The organism is Serratia sp. NGAS9 (assembly GCF_009905295.1).
Taxonomy (GTDB): domain Bacteria; phylum Pseudomonadota; class Gammaproteobacteria; order Enterobacterales; family Enterobacteriaceae; genus Serratia; species Serratia bockelmannii.
In genome coordinates, this window is the sequence record NZ_CP047605.1 from 2,520,396 (window position 1) to 2,541,489 (window position 21,094).

The 21,094-nt window shown below is 61.2% G+C and carries 12 protein-coding genes; 4 read left to right on the forward strand and 8 right to left on the reverse strand.

Annotated features, from left to right (window positions below; translation table 11 throughout):
* Window positions 1-3 precede the first annotated feature (3 nt).
* The 3 genes from GUC32_RS12165 to fes are packed head-to-tail and all read right to left on the reverse strand — an operon-like array spanning window position 4 to window position 10,128.
* Window positions 4-8,514 carry an amino acid adenylation domain-containing protein gene (locus GUC32_RS12165; protein ID WP_369435761.1) on the reverse strand — a complete coding sequence of 2,837 codons (8,511 nt, stop codon included), beginning with the start codon at window positions 8,512-8,514 and terminating at the stop codon, window positions 4-6.
* 51 nt (window positions 8,515-8,565) lie between these two features.
* The gene (locus GUC32_RS12170; protein WP_049295632.1) at window positions 8,566-8,790 is read right to left on the reverse strand and encodes an MbtH family protein; all 225 of its coding nucleotides are present in this window, start codon (window positions 8,788-8,790) and stop codon (window positions 8,566-8,568) included.
* Between the two features lie 30 nt (window positions 8,791-8,820).
* Entirely contained in the window at window positions 8,821-10,128 is a 1,308-nt protein-coding gene (fes, locus tag GUC32_RS12175; protein WP_369435762.1) for an enterochelin esterase, read from the reverse strand.
* Window positions 10,129-10,329: 201 nt separating this feature from the next.
* Here fes and GUC32_RS12180 point away from each other — a divergent pair, with 201 nt between their 5' ends.
* Entirely contained in the window at window positions 10,330-12,519 is a 2,190-nt protein-coding gene (locus tag GUC32_RS12180) for a TonB-dependent siderophore receptor (RefSeq protein ID WP_369435763.1), read from the forward strand.
* Window positions 12,520-12,695: 176 nt separating this feature from the next.
* Here GUC32_RS12180 and GUC32_RS12185 read toward each other — a convergent pair whose 3' ends face one another.
* Entirely contained in the window at window positions 12,696-13,472 is a 777-nt protein-coding gene (locus tag GUC32_RS12185) for an SDR family NAD(P)-dependent oxidoreductase (RefSeq protein WP_049204054.1), read from the reverse strand.
* A gap of 176 nt (window positions 13,473-13,648) precedes the next feature.
* On the opposite strand from GUC32_RS12185, the gene GUC32_RS12190 reads away from it, so the two are divergent.
* Entirely contained in the window at window positions 13,649-14,563 is a 915-nt protein-coding gene (locus tag GUC32_RS12190; RefSeq protein ID WP_369435764.1) for a LysR substrate-binding domain-containing protein, read from the forward strand.
* Window positions 14,564-14,630: 67 nt separating this feature from the next.
* Here GUC32_RS12190 and GUC32_RS12195 read toward each other — a convergent pair whose 3' ends face one another.
* Window positions 14,631-15,251, reverse strand: a complete 621-nt coding sequence (locus GUC32_RS12195; RefSeq protein WP_016927684.1) for a transcriptional regulator — start codon at window positions 15,249-15,251, stop codon at window positions 14,631-14,633.
* A gap of 110 nt (window positions 15,252-15,361) precedes the next feature.
* Window positions 15,362-16,819, reverse strand: a complete 1,458-nt coding sequence (locus GUC32_RS12200; RefSeq protein ID WP_025302876.1) for an amino acid permease — start codon at window positions 16,817-16,819, stop codon at window positions 15,362-15,364.
* Window positions 16,820-17,437: 618 nt separating this feature from the next.
* Between GUC32_RS12200 and GUC32_RS12205 the strand changes: the two genes are divergently transcribed.
* Entirely contained in the window at window positions 17,438-18,712 is a 1,275-nt protein-coding gene (locus GUC32_RS12205) for a Glu/Leu/Phe/Val dehydrogenase (protein WP_043143546.1), read from the forward strand.
* Between the two features lie 68 nt (window positions 18,713-18,780).
* Here GUC32_RS12205 and GUC32_RS12210 read toward each other — a convergent pair whose 3' ends face one another.
* Complete coding sequence (locus GUC32_RS12210) at window positions 18,781-19,827, reverse strand: ankyrin repeat domain-containing protein (RefSeq protein WP_369435765.1); 1,047 nt, start codon at window positions 19,825-19,827, stop codon at window positions 18,781-18,783.
* A gap of 277 nt (window positions 19,828-20,104) precedes the next feature.
* Between GUC32_RS12210 and GUC32_RS12215 the strand changes: the two genes are divergently transcribed.
* Window positions 20,105-20,674: a DJ-1/PfpI family protein gene (locus GUC32_RS12215; protein ID WP_043143542.1), complete on the forward strand. Its 570-nt coding sequence runs from the start codon at window positions 20,105-20,107 to the stop codon at window positions 20,672-20,674.
* 7 nt (window positions 20,675-20,681) lie between these two features.
* Here GUC32_RS12215 and GUC32_RS12220 read toward each other — a convergent pair whose 3' ends face one another.
* Window positions 20,682-21,035, reverse strand: a complete 354-nt coding sequence (locus GUC32_RS12220) for a DUF1493 family protein (RefSeq protein WP_025302880.1) — start codon at window positions 21,033-21,035, stop codon at window positions 20,682-20,684.
* Window positions 21,036-21,094 lie beyond the last annotated feature (59 nt).

The window sequence follows — 21,094 nt, forward strand, 5'->3', positions numbered from 1 at the left end:
GCGTTATACCAACCCGTATTGCCGCGTCAGCAGCTCGTGCAATAGCGGGCCGAGCGTTTCCAGCGAAACCGGCGACAGAATGTCCGCGTGTTCGCAGCGCTGGTGATGGCAGATCAGCCCATCCAGATACGGCGCCCACACGGCGTCGATATCCATCTCCGGCGGCAGCGTCTGGTCGGCGACAAACAGCGTTGCCGTGCCGTGGAAACGCTGGCTGCGCGCCTGGGACAGAATGCGCACCGCATCGCGGTAGTTGGCGACGATGCTGTCGAACATCGCCGCCTTCTCCGCCATCAGCGCCGGATCGCCATGATCTTCCGCCATAAACTCGGCCTGCTCCTGCGCCACCTCTTTCTGCGCGTCCTCCTCGCTGGGGCCGGTCCAATCCTGGCCTTCCGGCGGATAGGTATCCAGCATGCCGAGGAACGCCACCTCTTCACCCTGCTGCTTCAGGCGCGCGGCCATCGAGTGTGCCAGCGTGCCGCCGAGCGAATAGCCCAGCAGGTAATAAGGTCCCTGCGGCTGCAGGCGGCGCAGATTGGCCAGATGACGATCGACCATCTGCTCAATGTCCTCGCAGGTGGCGATAGCGCCATCCGGCCTTGGCGACTGTAGGCCGATGATCGGGTAGTTCCCCGGCAGATAACGGCTCAGCCCCGAGTACTGCCAGGCGAAACCGGAAGCCGGATGCAGACAGAACAGCGCGGGGCCTTGACCCGCCCGCAGCTGCAGGCACTCGCCGACGCCACGGCTCTCGGCCGAGTTGGCGGCCTGCGCGTCATCGAGCAGGTGCGCCATCTTCTCTAGGCTACGGGCAAACATGATTTGCCCGACGCTCAGTGGCCGAGGGACGCGCCGACGCAGCTCCGCCGCCAGACGCATCGCCAGCAGCGAATGGCCGCCCAGCGCGAAGAAGTCGTCGTCGGCATACACCGTCTCACGCCCCAGCAGTTCCCCGAACAGCGCTGCCAGCAGGCGCTCGCTGTCGCTCTCCGGCGTGCGGCCGCTCTGGTGGCTCAGCTGCGGCCGTGGCAATGCCTTGCGATCCAGTTTGCCGCTGGCACTGAGCGGGAAGCTGTCGGTCATGACATAGCTGACCGGCATCATGTGCGCCGGCAAACGTTGCTCCAGCGCCTGATGCAGCGCGCCGGTATCCAGCGTCACGCCCGGTTGGGCGATCAGCCAGGCAACCAGCTGGCGCATATCGGCCCCGCCCAGCCCCGTCGCGCCCTCGCCCAGTTCGATGGCGTGCACCGCCGCTTGCGCTACCCCCGGCTGTGCCAGCAGCGCCTGCTCGATTTCGCCCAGCTCGATACGCTGGCCACGGATCTTCAGCTGATCGTCGCTGCGCCCCAAATACTCGACGCTGCCGTCTTCCAGCCAGCGGGCGATATCGCCGGTGCGATACATGCGCGCGCCGTTGCCGGCGGGATCGGCGACAAACCGCTGCGCCGTCAATCCCGGCCGATGCAGATAGCCGTCGGCCAGCTGAATGCCGCGCAGGTAGAGATCGCCGGCGCAGCCGACGGGCACCGGCCGCAACATGGCGTCGAGAATGCTCAGTTGGGTGTTCCAGACCGGTTTGCCGATCGGCACGCCGGCGCCGTTCACCGCCGCCAATGCCGCGCCGGACGCCGGTTGATAGGTGACATCGACCGCCGCCTCCGTCGGGCCATACAGGTTGTGCAGCGGTGCGGTAACCAACGCCTGATAGCGGGAAGCCAGTTCACACGACAGCGCTTCGCCGCTGCAGAACACGCGTTTCAGGCTGGCGGCGGCGCGCTGTGGCGCCCGCTCGTTCAAGGCCTCCACCCAGATAGCCAACATGGATGGAACGAAATGCAGCGTGGTCACGCCATAGTCGTCAATCAACGTCGTCAGCGCCTGCGGATCGCGGTGCGCCTCCGGCGGCGCCATCACCAGGCGCGCGCCGACCATCAGCGGCCAGAAGAACTCCCAGACGGAAACGTCGAAGCTGCACGGCGTTTTCTGCAAGACCACGTCCTGCGCATCGAGCGCATACTCGTGCTGCATCCAGAACAGGCGGTTGACGATCGCCCGGTGGTTCACCACCACGCCTTTCGGCCGCCCGGTAGAGCCGGAGGTATACAGCACGTAGGCGGGATAATCGCCGTTCCCCGCCGGTGGGCGCGGCGCCGGTTCGCGCCCGCTGTCGTCCAGCACATCGAACCGCAGCGTCGGCGCCAGTGCGGCAAAGCGGGCGTCCAACGCGCTTTCGGTGATAATCAACCGTGGTTTGGCGTCCTCCACCATGTAGGCCAACCGCTCGTCCGGGTAGCCGGTGTCCAGCGGCAACCAGGCGGCGCCGGTCTGCACAATCGCCGTCAGCGCCAGGCTGAGGCGCACGGAGCGTGGTAACGCCACCGCGACAATATCGCCCGGCTGAATGCCGGCCGCCGTCAGCCGCTCGGCCAACAGCGCGGCCTGGCGCTGCATGTCACGGTAGCTGAGGCTGTGCCCGGCATCCTGCAGCGCGATGCGTTCCGGCGTGCGCCGCGCTTGATCGGCGATCGCCTGATGCAAGGTGGTGTCCGCCACCGCCTGTCCGGTGCAGTTGACCGCCGCGATCAGCGCCTGCTCCTGCGGGATTTGCAACTGCCAGCGCGGCAGCGGCAGATCCGGCTGGGCGATCCACTGTTGCAGCAGTGCCATCAGCCGCGCGGCGAAGCGCTCAGGCTGCGGCACCGAGGCGCGGTACTCCATCAGCAGGCGCAGACGTTCGCCCGGCAGCACCAACAGCGTCAGCGGATAGTGGGTATAGCCTTTGTTGCGGATGGCGTCGCAGCGCAAGGAACCTGCGCCGCCCAGCAGAGCGTCGTTGTCCGGGTAGTTCTCTACCACCAACAACGTATCGAACAGCGTGCCCGCGCCGGCCAGATGCTGGATCTCCCCCAACCCCAAATCGTCGTGCTCCAGCAGTTCAATCTGCCGGTGCTGCAGTTCGGTCAGCTGTTCCGTCAACGAACGGTCATGCTGCAGACGAACCCGCACCGGCAGCGTGTTGCTGAATAGGCCAACGTGTTCCTCGACCCCTTCTATCTGGCCAAAGCGGCCGGAAACCGGCGAGCCGAACACCACGTCCTGATGGCCGCAATAGCTGGCCAGCTGCAGCGCCCAAATGCCCTGCATCACGGTATTGAGCGTCAACCCGCGTTCGCGGCACAGGGTCAGCAAGCGTCTTTCCTCGGCCGGCGGCAGCGTCATTTCCAGCTCATGCACGCGATCGTCCTGCACTTCACCGAACAGCAACGTTGGGCGCACATCCTGCAGCCTCTCACGCCAGATGCGGCGCGAAGCTTCAGCATCCCGCGCGGTCAGGCGGCGCACGATATCGGCGTAGTTCGAACGCAGCGTCGGCAGCGCCTGCTCGCCTTCACGCAAGGCCAGCATCAGATCGTTGAGCACCACCGGCGTCGACCAGCCGTCGACGATCAAGTGATGGGCATTGAGGAACAGCGTGTGGCGTCCGCTATCGCCGTGTTTGACCCACAGCGCATGCAGCATCGCGCCCGGCTGGTTGAACAGATCGCGCTGCAGCTCTTTCTGCTCCAGCTCATTCAGCGCCTGCATTTCTTGCTCTTCGGACAGCGGCGGCAGCCTGTGGCTGTCCAGCGGCCAATGGCTTTCCTGCGGTATCAGCTGCAGCGGTTCGCCCTCGCGGTTGAATCGGGCGGCCAGCTGCGGATGGCGGCGGATCACCGCATCCAGCGCCTGCTGAAGGCGATGTGCGTCCAATTCTCCGCAAAGGCTCAGGCGCGTCAGCGAGTTATAGCTGCCGCCCTGCTGCGCCGTCTGCGCATGGAACAGCAGGCCGTGTTGCAACGGCAACAGCGGCAGCGCCGCGGCTAACGGTCCGCACTCCCGCTCCCAGGCGCGCACCGCCTCATCGTCGGCGCCCGGCTGGGCGATCTCGGCCGCCACCAACGTTGCCGCCGCGCGATCGGGATGCCGTTCGGCAAATTCGCACAGTGCACGCACCGCTTGCTCGATGTCGCTGTGCAGCTGCGTAATGTCGCTCTCGCTGAAAATCCCCTCCAGCCAGCTCCAGTTGATCGCCAGGCAGGCGCCGTCGCGCCGCTCTTCGACAAAAATATTCACCTCCAGGCCATACGACAGCGCCTGCTGCGCATCCTGCGCCACGGCGAAGGCGTCGCGGAAGCGGGTTTGGCTGCGTTGCGGCGCCCAGTTCCCCTCGTCCTGGCTGAAGCGCCCGAGGTAGTTGAATAAAATCTCCGGCGCATTGCGCTGCGCCAGCGCCGCCAGTTCGTCACGCCGCGGATGCAGATAACGCAGCTGGCCGTAACCGATGCCGCGATCGGCTACCGCACGCGTCGCCCGTTTCACCGCGCGCACGGCCTCATTGTGCTCAGCGTCATGCAGTTCGATGCGCAGCGGATACTCCGCCGTCAGCCAGCCGACGGTGCGGGCCAGATCGAGGCCGTCGTCCAGTTCGGCGCGGCCGTGCGACTCCAGAGAGAAACGCAGCGAAGCGGCCTGGAAACGCTGGCGACAGGCCTGAGCCAGCGCGCACAGCATGATCTCTTCAACCTGGGCGCGATAGTTCTGCGGCAAGGTGCCGAGCAACGCGGCGGTCAGCCGGCTGTCGATCAGCGTGCGCCGTTCGTTCACCGAGGCGAGGCGATCGGTCTGCGGATCCAGCGCGCGCCGGCCCAAACGCGGCACGTCGTCCGCCAGCATCTGCCGCCAGAACGGCAGCTCGGCTTCGCGACGTTCGACGTCGGCTCGTAGGCGTGCAGACCACTCATAGAGCGAAGTTTCTTCCGGCGGCAGCGTGATCGGCTGCCCCTGCATGGCGCCGTCGGCCACTTGACGCAGTTCGTCGAGCAGGATGCGCCAGGAAACGCCGTCGACCACCAGGTGGTGGATCGCCAGCACCAGCCCCAGGCTCTGCCCGTCACGCTGCAACAGGATGGCCTGCATCATGGCGCCGGCCGCCGGATCGAGAAGGTCAAGTGCGGCATCAAATGCCTGTTCCGCCGCTAATTCCAGCTCACCGGACACGGTATTAACCTGCATCAGTTCACCGGCGGCGGCAGTTTCAACCACCAACTGACCGTCGCGGATCCGCGCGCCCAGCGCCGGGTGTGCCGTGCGCAGCTGTTCCAACGCATCACGCAGCTGTTGCGGCTGCAGCTCGGCAGGTACGCGCAGGAAAACGCCGTGCGCGAAGCGGCGATGCATATCGCCCGTCTCGGCAAACCAGTGCAGGATCGGCAGCCCGTCGATCGGGCCTTGCTGCACGCTGCGTGCAGCCTGAGAGTCTACGACCAGCGGCTGCATCGCCTGCGCCATGCGTGCGGGGGTGTGCAGCGCGAAGATCTCGCGCGGCCGCAGCAGATAGCCTTTGCGCCGCAGGGCGGTGCCCAACCCCATCGCCGAGATGCTGTCGCCGCCAAGCGCGAAGAAATCGTCGTCGGCGCCGACGCGCTCCATCCCCAGCAGCTGCGCCATGGCGCCGCAAATCAGCCTTTCCTGTTCGGTGGCCGGCTCGCGAATGCTTTGCGCCAGCGTTTCCTGCGGTTTGGGCAGCGCCTGACGGTCAATCTTGCCGTTGACGTTAAGCGGCAGCTCCGGCATCACCACCAGGATCGCCGGCACCATATAATCCGGCAGACGCTGCGCCAATTGCCCCAGCAGCTCGCTTTGCAACGTTGGCGAAGCGCGACGCGCGTCATCCTGCACCGAGCAGTAACCGATCAAACGATAGGTGGCGCCGATCGGCTCGGCGATCACCACCGCCCGCCCCACGTCCGGCAAGGCGGCCAAGGCGCTTTCCACCTCACCCAGCTCGACGCGGAAGCCGCGCACCTTGATTTGGTGATCGGTACGGCCAATGAATACCAGCTGACCCTCCGCGCTCCAGCGCATCAGATCGCCGCTGCGGTACATCACCTCGCCTTCGGCGAACGGGTTGGCGACAAAGCGCGCCGCCGTCAGATCCGGGCGCCGCAGGTAACCGCGCGCGATGCCTTTGCCGGAAATGTACAGCTCGCCCGCCGCGCCGATCGGCACCGGCTGCAGCCGGCTGTCGAGCAGCCAGACGGCGGTATTGGCGAGGGGGCGACCGATCACCGGCTGATCGGCGGCCGTGACCGGCGCGCCCAGGGTATCGACGGTGTATTCGGACGGGCCGTAATAGTTGTGGATCTCCACCTCCGGATGCTGCTGCATCAGGTTCCACAGCGTCGGCGTCGCCGCCTCACCGCCGATCATCACGAACGACGGCAGCGGGAACTGCCCCTTCAGCAGGCCGCAGTCCACCAGTTGCGAGAAGAATGACGGCGTGATGTCCAGCAGATCGATCGGCGTCTGTTGGGTTTGTTCCAGCAGCGCCCAGGGGTCGCGGCGCAGCTCCTCGTCGAAGATAACCAGTTCGCTGCCCATCATCATGCAGAACAGCGGTTCCCAGGAGGAGTCGAAAGAAAACGAGGCGGTATGGCCGGCACGCAAGCGGCGCGCGTGGCGAGCCTGGAATTTTTCGATCGCCGGGCCGAACAGAGAGGCCTGGTGCGACAGGAACAGGTTCAGCAGCCCGCGATGCGTGGACATGACGCCCTTGGGTTTGCCGGTCGAGCCGGAGGTGTAAATCATGTAGGCGAGATGCGCCTCGCTCAGCGGCATGCGCCGCTCGTCGTCCGTTATCGGCGTGGCCTCGGCAGCCGCGCAGCGCGCCAGGCACGCTGCGTCGTCCAGGCACAATACTTGTGGCAGGTCCGGCATGTTGGTCAGCGTGGCGCGGTGGGTCAGCAACATTACCGGCCGCGCGTCGTCGCACATCAGCGCCAAACGTTCACGCGGATAGTCCAGATCGAGCGGCATATAGGCCGCGCCGCTGGCCAAAACGCCGAACAGCGCGACCAGCGTGTCCACCGAGCGCGGAATGCCGATGGCCACCACGTCTTCGGCGCCGATGCCGCTGTCGATCAGCACGCGCCCCAGCTGCATCACCCGTTCGGAGAGCTGCCGGTAGCTGAGACGCACATCGCCGCAGGCCACCGCTAACGCCTCGGGCTGGTGCTCAACCTGGCGCTGGAATGCATCCATGATTGACACCATGCCCGTTGGCGGCGTCAGATCGGCGCCGCGCCCCCAGGCCGCGAGTTGCCTTAGCTCCCCTTCGCCGATCAACGCCAGTTGACCGTTCGGCTGGTGCGGCTGCCGCGCCAGCTGCTGCAGCCAATGGCCGATGCGCTCCGCGTGATGATGCAAGCTGCGCGGCGAGTATTTGGCCGGGTTGGCCACCAAAGACAGCGTCAGCACGCCGTTGCGAAAGCCGATCTCAAACTCCAGGTCATCAACCGGCCCCATCGCCAGCGTATGGGTAACGGCCGCCTGGCCGTCAAACGACAAGGCGCTGTGGTAGACCTTGACGTTGACCACTGGGCCATAGAGTTCCTGATGACCGCCGACCAGGCCGAGATCGCGTTTGATCTGCTCCGCCTCATAGCGTTGATGGCGGCGCGCCTGCTTGATCTCCGCCACGGTGGCCTGGCAGACGTCCGCCAGCGACAGTTCCGGCGTCACGTTCAGCAGCAGCGGCAGCACGTTGACCACCGGGCCGACCGCCGCCAGTGCCTGCGACCCCATCCGGCGCATGAAAGGAAAACCGACTGAAAAACGGGTTTCACCGCTCATGCGCGCCAGATACATGGCCAGCGCCGCCGTGACGATGTCGGCCGGTTGCAGCGCCTGCAGCGCGTCGTCGCGCAGCGCTTCGTCAAACAGTGACTCCGGCAGCACCAGCACCTGTTTGAGCGGCCGGGCGCCCGGTTCAACCTCCCGGCTTTCCGTCGATAATGACAGCGGCGACGGCAGTTCGTGCAGATGCTGGCGCCAGAATTCGGCCGCCCGCTGGCGTGCGGCGGACGTTTGCCATTGCTGAAACTCTTCCACCACCTTGCCGAACGGGGTAAACGGCGAAGCCGCGGGCGACAGCCCGTGGCGCAGCGCGCGATAGATATCGGCGATCCGGCGGGTGATGGCCTCGAAACTGAAGCCGTCCAGGGTCAGATGATGAAAGCGCTGGTACCAGAACCAGCGATCGGCGCCGACACGGATCATCACATGCCGATAGAGCGGCCGCTCGCCGTCCGCGGGCAGATCCTGCGCCAGATCGTCATTCATCAGCGCCAGCGCCGCCTGTTCGGCATCTGGGCGCGCGCTGAAATCAAACCACTCCGGCGCCTGTACGCGTGCGGGGTCCGCATTAAGCGGTAAACGTTGCATTGGCTGGCCGTCCTGCGCCTCAAAGAACCGCGCCTGAACCGTATCCGCTTCGGCCAGCCCCTGACGGATCGCGCGCTCCAGCGCCGAACGATCGATAGCGCCGTGCAGTTCGGTGTAGTGCGCCACCGCGAAGCTGTTGCGCCGCAGCGCGATTTGGTCGGCGATCCAGATCCCCGGTTGCGCCGCAACCAGCGGATAATCCCGATACTCGACCTGAGTATCCGGTAAAGAAAGCGTTTCTGACATGGTGTCTGTCCTTTCCCTCAAACGGAATGTATCGATGTGGCTGCCTGGCGCTTAACGCGCCGCATCCGCCGCTTTCAGCGCCGCCGGCCGCATGTCCTGCCAGTGCGTTTCGATGTAGTCGATGCATTCACCGCGCGACGCCGGCCCCATCAGCACGCGCCATCCCTGCGGCGTATCGGCAAACTGCGGCCACAGCGAATATTGCTGTTGCGCGTTGATCAGCACGGAGAAACGGAGATTTTCGTCATCGAACGGGTTTTGTTGTTCCTGAGTCATTTGCCTTACCTGTCTGTCAAAATGTGTGGGTTATTCCATCGCGGAAAGCAGTTGGCGCACGCCGTCCACCAGGCCACCGCGCCAGCAGAGCGCATCGTGCCCGCCGGAAAACACGCGGTATTCGGCGCGGTGCCCGGCCGCCGTCAGCGCCTGATACATCTGGCGATTGACGAATTCGATGTCCGCCTCCCGATCGCCGGCTTGCTGAATCACGGTGAGCTTGGGCGCCGCTGCGCTGCGTTGCCGAACCTGGCGTATCAGCCAGCCTTCCTCCAGTTCGTGGCGTTTTTCGAACTGGGTAACGAATTGCACCGTAGGCCACCAGAAGGAGCCGGACTGGCTCAGCACGTGGCCGAAGCGCTCTGGCCAGTGCAACCCGGCATATAACGCCGCCAGCCCGCCGTAGCTCTGGCCGGCGACGACGGTGCGCGCCCCTGCCTCGCTGAACGGTTCGCGCTTCTGCGCCTGCGGCAGCAGCTCATTGATCACCGCCTGCCAGAATGCGGCGTTGCAAGGCAGCTCGTTTTCCCGGTGTTCGCCGTCGATCGCATCGATCAGCAGCCAACATGCAGGCGGCAGGTGCCCTTTTGCGGTTTCGTGCTCGATCACCGGCAACAGCGCGTGCCTTTCGACCCAGTTTTGGCCATCGAGCAGCAGCACCAGCGGGCGATTCGCTTTCACCCCCGCGTCGCCGCTGGCATACAGCCAGACGCGCCGCTGCGTGCCGAGCCGTTCGCTCTGCCACTGGAAAAGCTGCAGCCGCGCCTCCTCCAGCGGCCGATCGGCGGCCTGCCAGGCGCTTTGATCGTCGGCATCCGGCCCTTGCGCCAGAGAGACGGGCCGCGGGCGATGAGACGGTCCCAACGAGAGACGATTCAGCGGATCGGCAATCGCCAACGGGAACAGCGATACCCACCAGGCACGCTGCTGGCGGTCGCGCAACGTTTCGTCGTCGCTGAATGCGGGGGGAAGATCCCGGTCGGTAATGGGGATCAGGCTGTAGCTACCGCGCCAGCGGCGATCGACTACGGCCGAGCCGTACCAAACGTCGGTGCCGGGGAGCCGGGTCAGGCCGCTGGGGGACGTGCTGTGGTGATCGGTAATGCCGTTGATATCGGCGTAAACGCGGCATATCGGCGAGTGCCGTTCATCGCCGGCGGGATCGCGCCATAGCCAGGTCATTTTGACGTGACTGTCATCGTGCGGTTCGACGACAGGCGTGCCCTGAGCGGCAACCTTCTGCCACCACGCGGATTGCCCTGCCGCCTCTTCACGCAGCCACTGCGCCGCCAATCCCTCACGACCGTTTTCTGGCCTCTTTTCCGGCAAAAACTCCATAGCGCCCCTTACATAACAAGAATGTCTTTTACAAAACCTGACAATCGTATTGATACTCATTATCATTTTCAATACTATTTGTCGGATTTTTACCGTCGTGCAAACACGACGTCTCCAAGTCGACGGGACAAGACCGCTTGTCGGCATTTCGGGGTTTATCAGGGTGGCATGACACACAAAAGCAGGTATTCAGGAGAGATAATGAAGACTAAAAACAAAGGGATAGAAAACGCGAACGCGGAGGCGATGTCCGCCAAGCGTCTGTTGCTGGGATCGGCGCTGGCCTTACTGCCCTTGGCGCCACACGCGTCCGCCGCAGCGGACGAGACGATTCTGGTGACCGCCGACGCGCAAAACAGCGTGACCGCGCCGGTCAAAGGGAGCGTCGCCAAAGAGAGCGCTGCCGGCACCAAGACCGCCACCGCTCTGCGCAAGACGCCGCAGGCCATCTCGGTGGTCACGCGCGAGCAGATGAACGATCAGGAGCCGGCGTCGGTCGCCGACGCGCTGAACTACACCAGCGGGGTGATCACCACCTACCGCGGCAACTCCAACCGCAATGACGAAGTGATCAGCCGCGGCTTCCGTTATGCGCCCAAGCTGCTCGACGGCCTGCACTTTGGCCTCTCGAGCCAAAACGGCGGCGCCGGGCAGATCGATCCCTGGCTGCTGGAGCGCGTGGAGATGGTGCACGGCCCGGCCGGCGTGCTGTACGGCCAGGTCAGCCCCGGCGGCGTGGTGGTGATGACCAGTAAACGCCCTACCGCCCAGAGCATTCACGAGGTGAAATTCAGCACCGGCAACCGCCATCTGGCGGAAACGGCGTTTGATTTTGGCGGCAAACTTAACGACGACAACACCCTGTTCTACCGCCTGAACGGTATCGCCCGAACCGAACATGAGTTTGTCAAAGACAGCAAGCAGCAACGGGTGGCCATCGCCCCGGCCTTCACCTGGCTGCCGAACGAAGATACCAGCTTTACGTTGCTGACCAGTTACCAGAACGATCCGAAAGCCGGATCGCGTAACTTCCTGCCGCGTTCCGGCACGCTGTTCCCGACCAGCGCGGGCTATGTACCCTATGACTTCAACATCAGCGAACCCAGCTTCAACAAGTCGCGGCGCGAGCAGGCGTCGATCGGCTACAGCCTCGAGCATAACTTCAGCGATGCGCTGTCGTTTACCCAGAACCTGCGCTTCACCCACCGTGATGAAGACTATAAATATCTGGTTTATAACGTAAACTCGACGGTCAACGACCACACCGTCACCCGCATGGCGCAGCATGAAACGCAGATGACCAACGAGTTTGGCGTGGATAACCAGCTGAAGGGGGTGTTCGACACCGGCGAGGTGAAGCACACGGTGCTGGGCGGGTTGGATTACCGCTACAGCCATATCGATTCGAAGATGTATCGCGATCGCGGTAACGATTACCCGATCGACTGGGCCAACCCGGTTCGCCCCAGCATCGATGGCAGCACGTTGGCGCTGGCTTCCAGCGATTTGAAGACGCTGAATCAGGTCGGGGTGTATCTGCAGGACCAGCTGGAGTGGAATAACTGGAACCTGCTGCTGTCCGGCCGTCAGGACTGGTCGCAGGTCAACACCCGCGATCGCACCAGCGGCGGCAAAGAGCAGACCTATAACGATGCCCAGTTCACCGGCCGCGCGGGCCTGCTCTACGCCTTCGACAACGGCATTTCACCGTATGTCAGCTACAGTACCTCGTTCGATCCTAACCTGTACCCAAGTGCCGCGGGCGCCGATCCGCTCAAGCCGACCACCGGCAAACAAACCGAGGTGGGCGTGAAGTACCAGATCCCGGGCGGCAATACCCTGCTGACCCTCTCCTGGTTCGACATTACCCAGCGCAATGTGGCGTCCTATAACCGCCTCACCTCCGCCTACGAGCAGATCGGTGAGGTGAAATCCAAAGGGATTGAGGCGGAAGTGCACGCTCAGCCTACGCCGGAGATCACGCTGACCGCCGCTTATACCTACACCGACGTAGTGACCAAAGACTCCAACTCGGCGGATGAAATTGGCCACAGCCCGGCGGGCATCCCGCGCCACGCGGCCTCCGCCTGGGGCAGCTACAGCGTCCTGAGCGGTGCGCTGAACGGCCTGACCGTCGGCAGCGGCGTGCGTTACATCGGCGATGCGCCGGCCGACGCCACCGGCCAGTACGACGTGCCGCACTACACGCTGTACGATGCCATGGTGAAATATGACCTCGGCCAGGCTTCGTCGGCGCTGCGCGGTGCGGCGCTCCAGCTCAACGTGCAGAACCTGACGGACAAGAAATACGTCTCATCCTGCAGCGGCGAGTACGCCTGCTTCTACGGCAGCGGCCGCAGCATCATCGCTTCGGTCAACTACCGCTGGTAACAAAAAGGGGTGGCCAACATCGTAATGTTTGTCAGTTAGCGTTTTTCTGAAGGTATTGATGACATTTTCGGGCGATAAATGAAAATGAGCAAGGGGCCGTAAGATGCTGCCCCTTGCAACCCACGCCTTTGTCCAATCCCCATGCCGCACGCGGGTTAACTCGTGCGGCATGGTCATCAGGCGTTACGCCCCGCCATCACGCCGCCATCGATATCCCAGATAGCGCCGGTCACCCAGCCAGTCTTGTCAGAAAGCAGGAAAGTGATGGTTTCCGCGATGTCGACCGGTGAACCCACGCGTCCGATCGGATGAAAGCTGTCGAAGCTGTTCATCACATCCTTCACGTCGTCTTTCGGAATGAAGCCCTCATAAATCGGCGTGTGAACGACAGCTGGAGAAACCGCATTCACACGGATCCCTTTTTCACCCAGTTCAATAGCCAGGTTTTTGGTCAGCGCGTGCAGACCGGCTTTGGCCATTGAGTAGGCTGAAGACGGTGTGGCACCGATGGCCTGTCGTGCCCACATAGAGCCAATATTGACGATAGCGCCTTTGATATCGGCCTCGACCATATTGCGCACTACGTCGCGGGTGATAAAAAACGTGGCGCGGTTAATGCTCATGTACATGTCATAGTCTGACGCTTCATGTTCTGTAAACGGTTTCGGGAAGAACACGCCAGCCGCATTGACCAGCAGGCTGATATCTTTGTGTTCGGCGTTAATGATGTTCACTACATGCTGCAGACCTTCTTCTTTCATCAGGTCTGCAACGATGACGGAAACCTGGCCGTCTGCAGCCAGCGCCTGACGGGCCTGCTCGGCTTTGTCCTGACGATGGCCAACAAGCACCACGCTGCCGCCGCTTTTCAGGACCCGCTTCGCCGTTTCGAAGCCCATACCGCTTGTACCGCCGACCACTAACAGTTTTTTGCCAGCAAAAGATGTATTCATCGCTAACCTCTTTACATTCATCTGGTTGTCATTAATAAGAAGCCTGGCTTCTCATCGTGTGAAACCAGATTGCCACCCTGAAAACCGATTGACGACTGAGAAGAAATTGCGACACAGGAAAGAAAATCTTTCTCGCCGGCGTATACTGAGGAAAAGAATGAATCAAGATGATCACAATGCGATCGTTAAACCGACTTAAATGGCTGCACGCTTTTGAAGCCACCGCCAGGCATGGCAGTTTTACCGGCGCGGCACAGGAGCTGGGTGTCACACCCGCCGCCGTAGGTCAGTTGGTCCGTTCGCTGGAAGACTGGGTCGGACACCCGCTTCTTCACCGCACCCGCTCCGGCAAGGAGCGACTGACGCTGGTAGACGAAGCGCAGGAGGCCCTACAAGATATCACTCAAGGTCTCGATAAACTGGAAACCGGTTTAAGTAAGCTTCGTGGTCGCCGGTCACGCTCGGTGGTCGTGGTGACGGCGTCCCAGGTACTGATGATGAACTGGCTGATGGACCGCCTGAACCGGTTTGCGGAAACGCATGAGAATATCGATCTGCGGCTTAACGTCACGGAAAAGCTGATGGACGTGTCGTATGGCGAGGCAGATATCGGCATTCGCTGTGGACAGGGAGAGTGGCCCGGCGTGAGTAAAACCTGGCTAATGGATGAGGAAGCCGTGCTGGTCTGCAGTCCACGCCTGGCTCCCCCCGAGAAAATAGCCTGCAGTGAATGGCTCGCCACGCAAAAACTCATTCACGATGACACGCCGCATCCTGGTGCCGATTTTCCATCATGGGGTGATGCACTGAGAGCGGTCGGTGCGCCCGAAACGCGGGAAAGCGGGCTGCATATCAATTCTACTTCAGCAGTGATCCTGTCGGCGCTGAGCGGCAGGGGCGTGGCCATCGTTCGAAACGCTCTGGTAAAGCAGCTTATCGAGACCGGGCAGTTGGTTCATCTCCATCCCGACCATCGCTGGCCACTTAGATGGTCCTACTATCTGGTCACCCCGCAGCAACATGTCATGCGTGATGAAGTGAAAATTTTCCACGACTGGCTTCTTCAGGACGTCGTCTCAGACCGTTCATAAACGATCATCGCAGCTATTGCGCTACCTCGGCATTCGCCCTGGGGCGTCGTGCCCTTTCCCGCCGCCTTTACTCCTGCTTCAATTCCCGCAAGTGCTTGTACACCGTGGCGCGCCCCATCGACAGCACATTGGCGATGTAGTCCGCGGCGCTTTTGGCCTTGAACGCGCCCTGATGGTAGAGATCGCTGACCAGTCGCCGTTTTTGTTCGCGGCTCAGCGCGCCGAGCGCGGCGTTTTCGCGCCGCAGCCAATCGTGCAGGAAAGTGTTGATCTTCTCCTGCCAGTCGTCTTTGAACAGCTCTTGTGGCTGAGGTTGCAATCGCGTGACCGACAGGAACATGTCCAGCGCGTTGCGGGCGTCCTCGAACATCGCGGTGCTCAGGTTGATGCACAGCAGATAGCTGGGCTTGCCCTGTTCGTCGCGTGCGGCAATGCTCACCGAACGCATCTTTTTGCCGTCCCAGTTCAGCTTCTCATAGGGGCCGGTCACGCCGGCGCCGCCATCGAGCTCGAAGTCTTCCAGCCCGGCGTCGTCGCCCGGTTTGCGCTTCGACAGGTTGTTCGCCAGATAGGCAATCTTGTTGGTGGCCAGATCGTGGATCACCACTTCCGCATTCGGGAAAAACAGCGCCGCGATGCCGTCAGCGACCGAGCGCAAAAGTTCGAGTTGAGAAGAAGAGTTCGGCACGCTGGGGGTCTCCGTATGGCCCGGTTTGGTTTGCTGTTCAGCCGCTTAGCATACCGCAGTTGCCGCCGCTTGCCGAGTGGAGCGGCGGCAAGCGGCGTATCCTTTGCCGGTTATTCCGCCTCGGCGCCACGCCGATAAAACACGTAGCTCTCGCGCGCCACGCTGTCGCGGACCCGATAGCGCCAGATCAGCCCGAGCGTGGTAAACCACAGCGGCATGCTGCACAGCGCGATCAGCGTCTCGCTATCGAACACCATCAGCACCAGCGTAAAGGCGAAGAATGCCAGCGTCAGCCAGGCCATCGCGACCCCGCCTGGCATTTTGAAATTGGAATCGGCGTGCAGATCCGGTCGCTTCTGGCGATACACCAGGTAGGCGACCAAAATCATGCCCCAGCTGTAAACCACCAGGATTGCCGCCACGGTAGAGACGATGGTGAACAGCGTCATGACGTTCGGCACCAGTATCAGCAGCAAGGTGCCGGCCACCATGCAGAAGCAGGAAAACAGCAGGCTGCGGATCGGAATGGCCGTGGTGCGAGACAGAATGCGGAACTGACCGTGGGCGTGCTTTTCCATCGACAGGCTGTACAGCATGCGGGTGCTGGAATACACCCCGCTGTTGGCCGAGGACATCGCCGAAGTCAGCACCACGAAGTTGATCACCGCGGCGGCAGCCGGCAGCCCCGCCCGATCGAACAGCATCACGAACGGGCTGCTGTCCGGCGAGATGTGGCTCCACGAGGTGACGGCGATAATGGTCAGCATCGAGCACACGTAGAAGACGATGATGCGCGCCGGGATCGCGTTGATCGCCTTCGGCAACACCTTCTGCGGGTTTTTGGTCTCCGCCGACATCGTGCCCAACAGCTCGATGCCGGTACAGGAGAAAATGGCGATCTGGAACCCGGCGAAAAAGCCGAAGATGCCGTGCGGCATGAAAATGGCGGGATCGGTGACGTTATGCAGCGAAGCGGTCACGCCGTCCGGCGAGGTCCATCCGCTGAACACCATCCAGGCGCCGGTGGCGATCAACGCGACGATCGCCACCACCTTGATCATCGCAAACCAGAATTCGGCTTCGCCGAACATCTTGACCGACAGCATGTTGAACAGACACAGAAACCCCAGCGTCAGCAGCGCTGGCAACCAGGGCGAGACGTTAGGCAGCCAATACTGCACGTAGCCGCCGCACACCACCACGTCGGCAATGCAGGTCACGACCCAGCTCAGCCAGTAGGACCAGCCGAGAAAAAAGCTGGCGCGCGGCCCCAGGTATTCGGAGACGAAATCGGCGAACGAACGGTAATCGAGCCGCGTGAGCAGCAACTCCCCCATCGCCCTCATGACCATGAACATGAAAAAGCCGACGATGGCGTAAGTCAGTACGATGGAGGTGCCCGACAGCGCGAGGGTTTTCCCGGCGCCCATAAACAGCCCGGTGCCGATGGCGCCGCCGATCGAAATCAGTTGAATGTGGCGCGCGCTCAGCCCGCGCTGCAAGGTTTGGGCACAGTTTGGCCCCTCGGCTGAACCTGGGTTCAGCCGATCGCAGTGATTTTTTGTCATGGTGTTACCTGTCCGTCATTAAGGCGATTAAGCAACCGATATGCGGCTGCAGCAGGAGTGAAACGCCCGTGAGCGTTCTAACCGGCAAAAAAGTGAGACCGAACGCTGCCCGCCCCGTTGTAACAGGGAGGTAATAATAATGGGTACCGAGAAAATGCTCTCGTGAGCCGTCGTATCGCCCACGTTTGGCGAACATAGCCTGAGCGTGGTGGGTAAATACTACAATATCAAATAGTTATGCTTTCCCTTGTGCAACAAAAAAACGACGCCGGAGTCGTTTTAACATTAATTTAACTCTGGCGAGGGGAAATGCCATTGTCAACATGGCAGTTAAATAAAATGAAACTTTTTGATCACATTCAAGCTTCTGAAAAATAGATAAAAAGGGGTTTTATGCGCTTTATATGCATAAAATATGCATGAACTCGCTCACCGTCGACAAAAAGTAATTAACTATTCATTTGCCGCCCTGCAGGCGGCGAAAAACCGTCCGCTGGCCCGATGAGAGGGGGGCTAACAACCGGCATAATTAGTGGTAAATTTAGCGTCGCAAAGTGTTATGCGCTTGCTAATCCACGGTTAAACGAAATAAATACCTCTAAAATATAAAGGTTGGTTATGGAAAAGCTATCCTACGCTTCAGACAGCAGCACCACCGCTTGGGCTACATATCTGCAACAAATCGATCGCGTCGCCCCTTACCTCGGCGACCTCTCACGCTGGGTTGATACGCTGCGTCACCCTAAACGCGCTTTGATTGTTGATATCCCGCTGCAGATGGACGATGGCACCATCCGTCACTTCGAAGGTTTCCGCGTACAGCACAACCTGTCGCGCGGGCCGGGTAAAGGCGGTATCCGCTTCCACCCTGACGTCGATCTGAACGAAGTGATGGCCCTGTCCGCCTGGATGACCATCAAGTGTGCCGCGGTCAACCTGCCGTACGGCGGCGCCAAGGGCGGCATCCGCGTCGATCCGTTCAAACTGTCTGAAGGTGAACTGGAGCGACTGACCCGCCGCTACACCAGCGAAATCGGCTTCATCATCGGGCCACAGAAAGACATCCCTGCGCCGGACGTCGGCACCAACGCCAAAGTGATGGCCTGGATGATGGATACCTACTCCATGAACCACGGCACCACCATCACCGGCGTAGTGACAGGCAAGCCAATCCACCTCGGCGGTTCCCTGGGCCGTGAGAAAGCGACCGGCCGCGGCGTGTTCGTCACCGGCAGCGAAGTGGCCAAGCGTCTGGGCGTGCAGATCGAAGGCGCCAAAGTGGCGGTACAAGGCTTCGGTAACGTGGGCAGCGAAGCGGCCCGTCTGTTCGTCGGCGTCGGCGCTCGCGTCGTCACCATCCAGGACCACTCCGCTACCCTGTTCAACGCCAACGGTATCGATCTGGTCGCGCTGACCGAATACCAGGCCAAGCACAAGCAGATCGCCGGCTTCCCGGGTGCCAGCGAGATCGAGAGCGAAGCGTTCTGGTCGGTTGACATGGACATCCTGATCCCTGCGGCGCTGGAAGGCCAGATCACCCGCCAGCGCGCCGAAATCCTCAGCGCCAAGCTGGTGCTGGAAGGGGCTAACGGCCCAACCTTCCCAGAAGCGGACGACATTCTGCGTTCCCGCAACATCACCGTGGTTCCGGACGTTATCTGTAACGCCGGCGGCGTAACGGTCAGTTACTTCGAGTGGGTGCAGGACATGGCGAGCTACTTCTGGAGCGAGTCCGAGATCAACGAGCGTATGGACAAGATCATGACCGACGCGATGGTCCACGTCTGGAACAAGGCCGCAGAGAAAGAGTGCAGCCTGCGCACCGCGGCTTACATCGTGGCTTGTGAACGCATCCTGACCGCACGTAAAGAGCGCGGCATCTACCCAGGTTGATGCCGGCTTATTTGGCCTGCGAGCGGGCCATTGTTTCAGGGGGCGAAAGCCCCCTTTTTTCGTTTCACCTATTTTTGAAACAAGGCCACGATTTCTGGCGAATACAGGTCGGGATATTTTTCTGCCGACCCGAGTATATTCTGACGAACCGTTTTACCTTTTACGCTTGGATCTGCTGCCACATACTCTGCCGGGAAAGCCAGCGCATCTTTATCGGCACCCGCAGCCAACAACGCCTTGACGCAGTCAGGATTATTGCTGGTCAGGCTTTCCAGCAGTGGTGTGCCAACAGGCCAGGCCTGTTGCTGGGGCGGTTGAGCATCGATAGAGGTTCCGGGTTTATGCAACAAGGCGATACGCTGTGCCGCTTGCGGGTCCGGCTGGCCGTCTTGGGAAGAATCCCGCGTGCAAACAAAGTGCAAAGGCGTTGATCCTACCTTGCTGACGCCATAAGGATCTGTACCGGCGGCTACCAGCAGTTTGATGACCTCCAGATTAGCCGCCCCTTCCCCCATTATCGGTGAGAATCCCTGCGGGGTAACCTGCTTGGCATCCGCACCAGATTGCAGCAACAGTTTTACCAGCGCGGGCGCGGCTCCTTGGCTTTGGGCGGCGGCAATAAGTGGTGTATTAGTCCCCCCTTGTGCAATGACGTTGGTATTGGCACCTGCTTTTAGCAAGCTCTGTAAAATGTGAAGGTCATCATCGGATAATTCAGACTTGTCGGTATTTCCCAACGCTGACAACAATACGGTTTCTCCATTGTCACTGATGGCTTGATTCACATTCACCGACATATCAAGAAAACGAACGAGCAGCGCCGGCTGTTTGTAATAGGCGGCATACCATAACGTTTGAATAGTAGGGTGAGCGCCATTTTTTATCAGTTCATTAATGGTGTCCATATCGCTACTGCTCTTAGAGTAAGCATACGTCATTACCGACTCATCGAGTTTTTGGGTAAGTTCCTCTTGTTCCCCAGCGTGTGCTGCAACCGAGCTCCCCAGCAGGCCCAGCGCCAGTGCGCAGGCTGTGGCACAGCGATTTAAAATAGGCATTTTTTGTTCCTTCAAAATAATAAAAAAATTAAAAAAGTGCTTTCCATTATTACGCAATGGTCATAATCACAGAACTCTGAAGTATTCGTATGAAGCGTGCTAACAGATTTCTCTACCATTTTAGTGGGGAGCCGTTTTTCTACCATAGGAAACAAACGAAAATCAAATTCATTACTGATTAGGCCGCCAAGATAATTATGACCTTTATTCTTACCAAGAAAGTCAACTCAATTTTATGCTTTTTAATCGTGTATTCCACAGCACTTTGCGGTTCGCATTCCCAGGGGGGCTGGGCTATACCTTAGGCATTCCCCCTCCTGCAGGAGTTGTGATCATGAGCAAGAAAAAAATCCTGATGCTGGTCGGCGACTACGCCGAAGACTACGAAACCATGGTGCCGTTTCAGGCATTGCAGATGATCGGCCATTGGGTGGACGCCGTGTGCCCCGGCAAAGCCGTCGGCGACTACATCCAGACCGCGATCCACGACTTTGACGGCGCACAGACCTACAGCGAGAAACCCGGTCATCGTTTCACCCTGAACGCCGACTTTGCCGCCGCCAAAGAAGAACACTATGACGCGCTCTTGATCCCCGGCGGTCGGGCGCCCGAATACCTGCGTCTGAACCCCGAGGTGATCGCGCTGGTGCAGGCGTTTGACGCCGCGAAAAAACCGATCGCCGCCGTTTGCCACGGCCCGCAGCTGCTGGCAGCGGCCGGGGTGTTGAAGGGCCGCACCTGCAGCGCCTACCCGGCTTGCGCCCCGGAGGTGCGACTCGGCGGCGGCCATTATGCGGAGATCGGCATCGATCAGGCCCACGTCGACGGCAATCTGGTCACCGCCCCGGCCTGGCCGGCGCATCCGCAGTGGCTGGCGAAATTCGCCGAGGTATTGGAGCAGTAATGCGGTGCTAGCGGAGCTGCTCGATCAGGAAGTGGATGTCGTACAGCCAGCGTTTGGCGCGTGCGGAGCGTACCAGCATCGACACGCACAGCGGCCGGGGGTGTTCTTTGCAGGCGGAGGGGGAAAACCAGCGCCCGGTGTTGGCCGGCGGCTGGAAATACAGCTCGTGGTTGTAATTGCTGCTGTCGACGCCGAAGGTATCGAAGTAGCGGCGCATCAGCGTGTTGGAGTCGCTGAACGACAGACTGAGCGCGGTGTTGATCTCGGTTTCCGGGGTGATGACCACGCCCTTCTTCTGCCGCCCAGGCGCGTTGAATGCGGCGATAAGCGCGATGACCTGTTGCTGAATGTCTTCTGCCATGACGACCTCAAGCCGGTATGAATAAAGATGAATGCGGTTCTCTGTCTGACTCTGCTCGC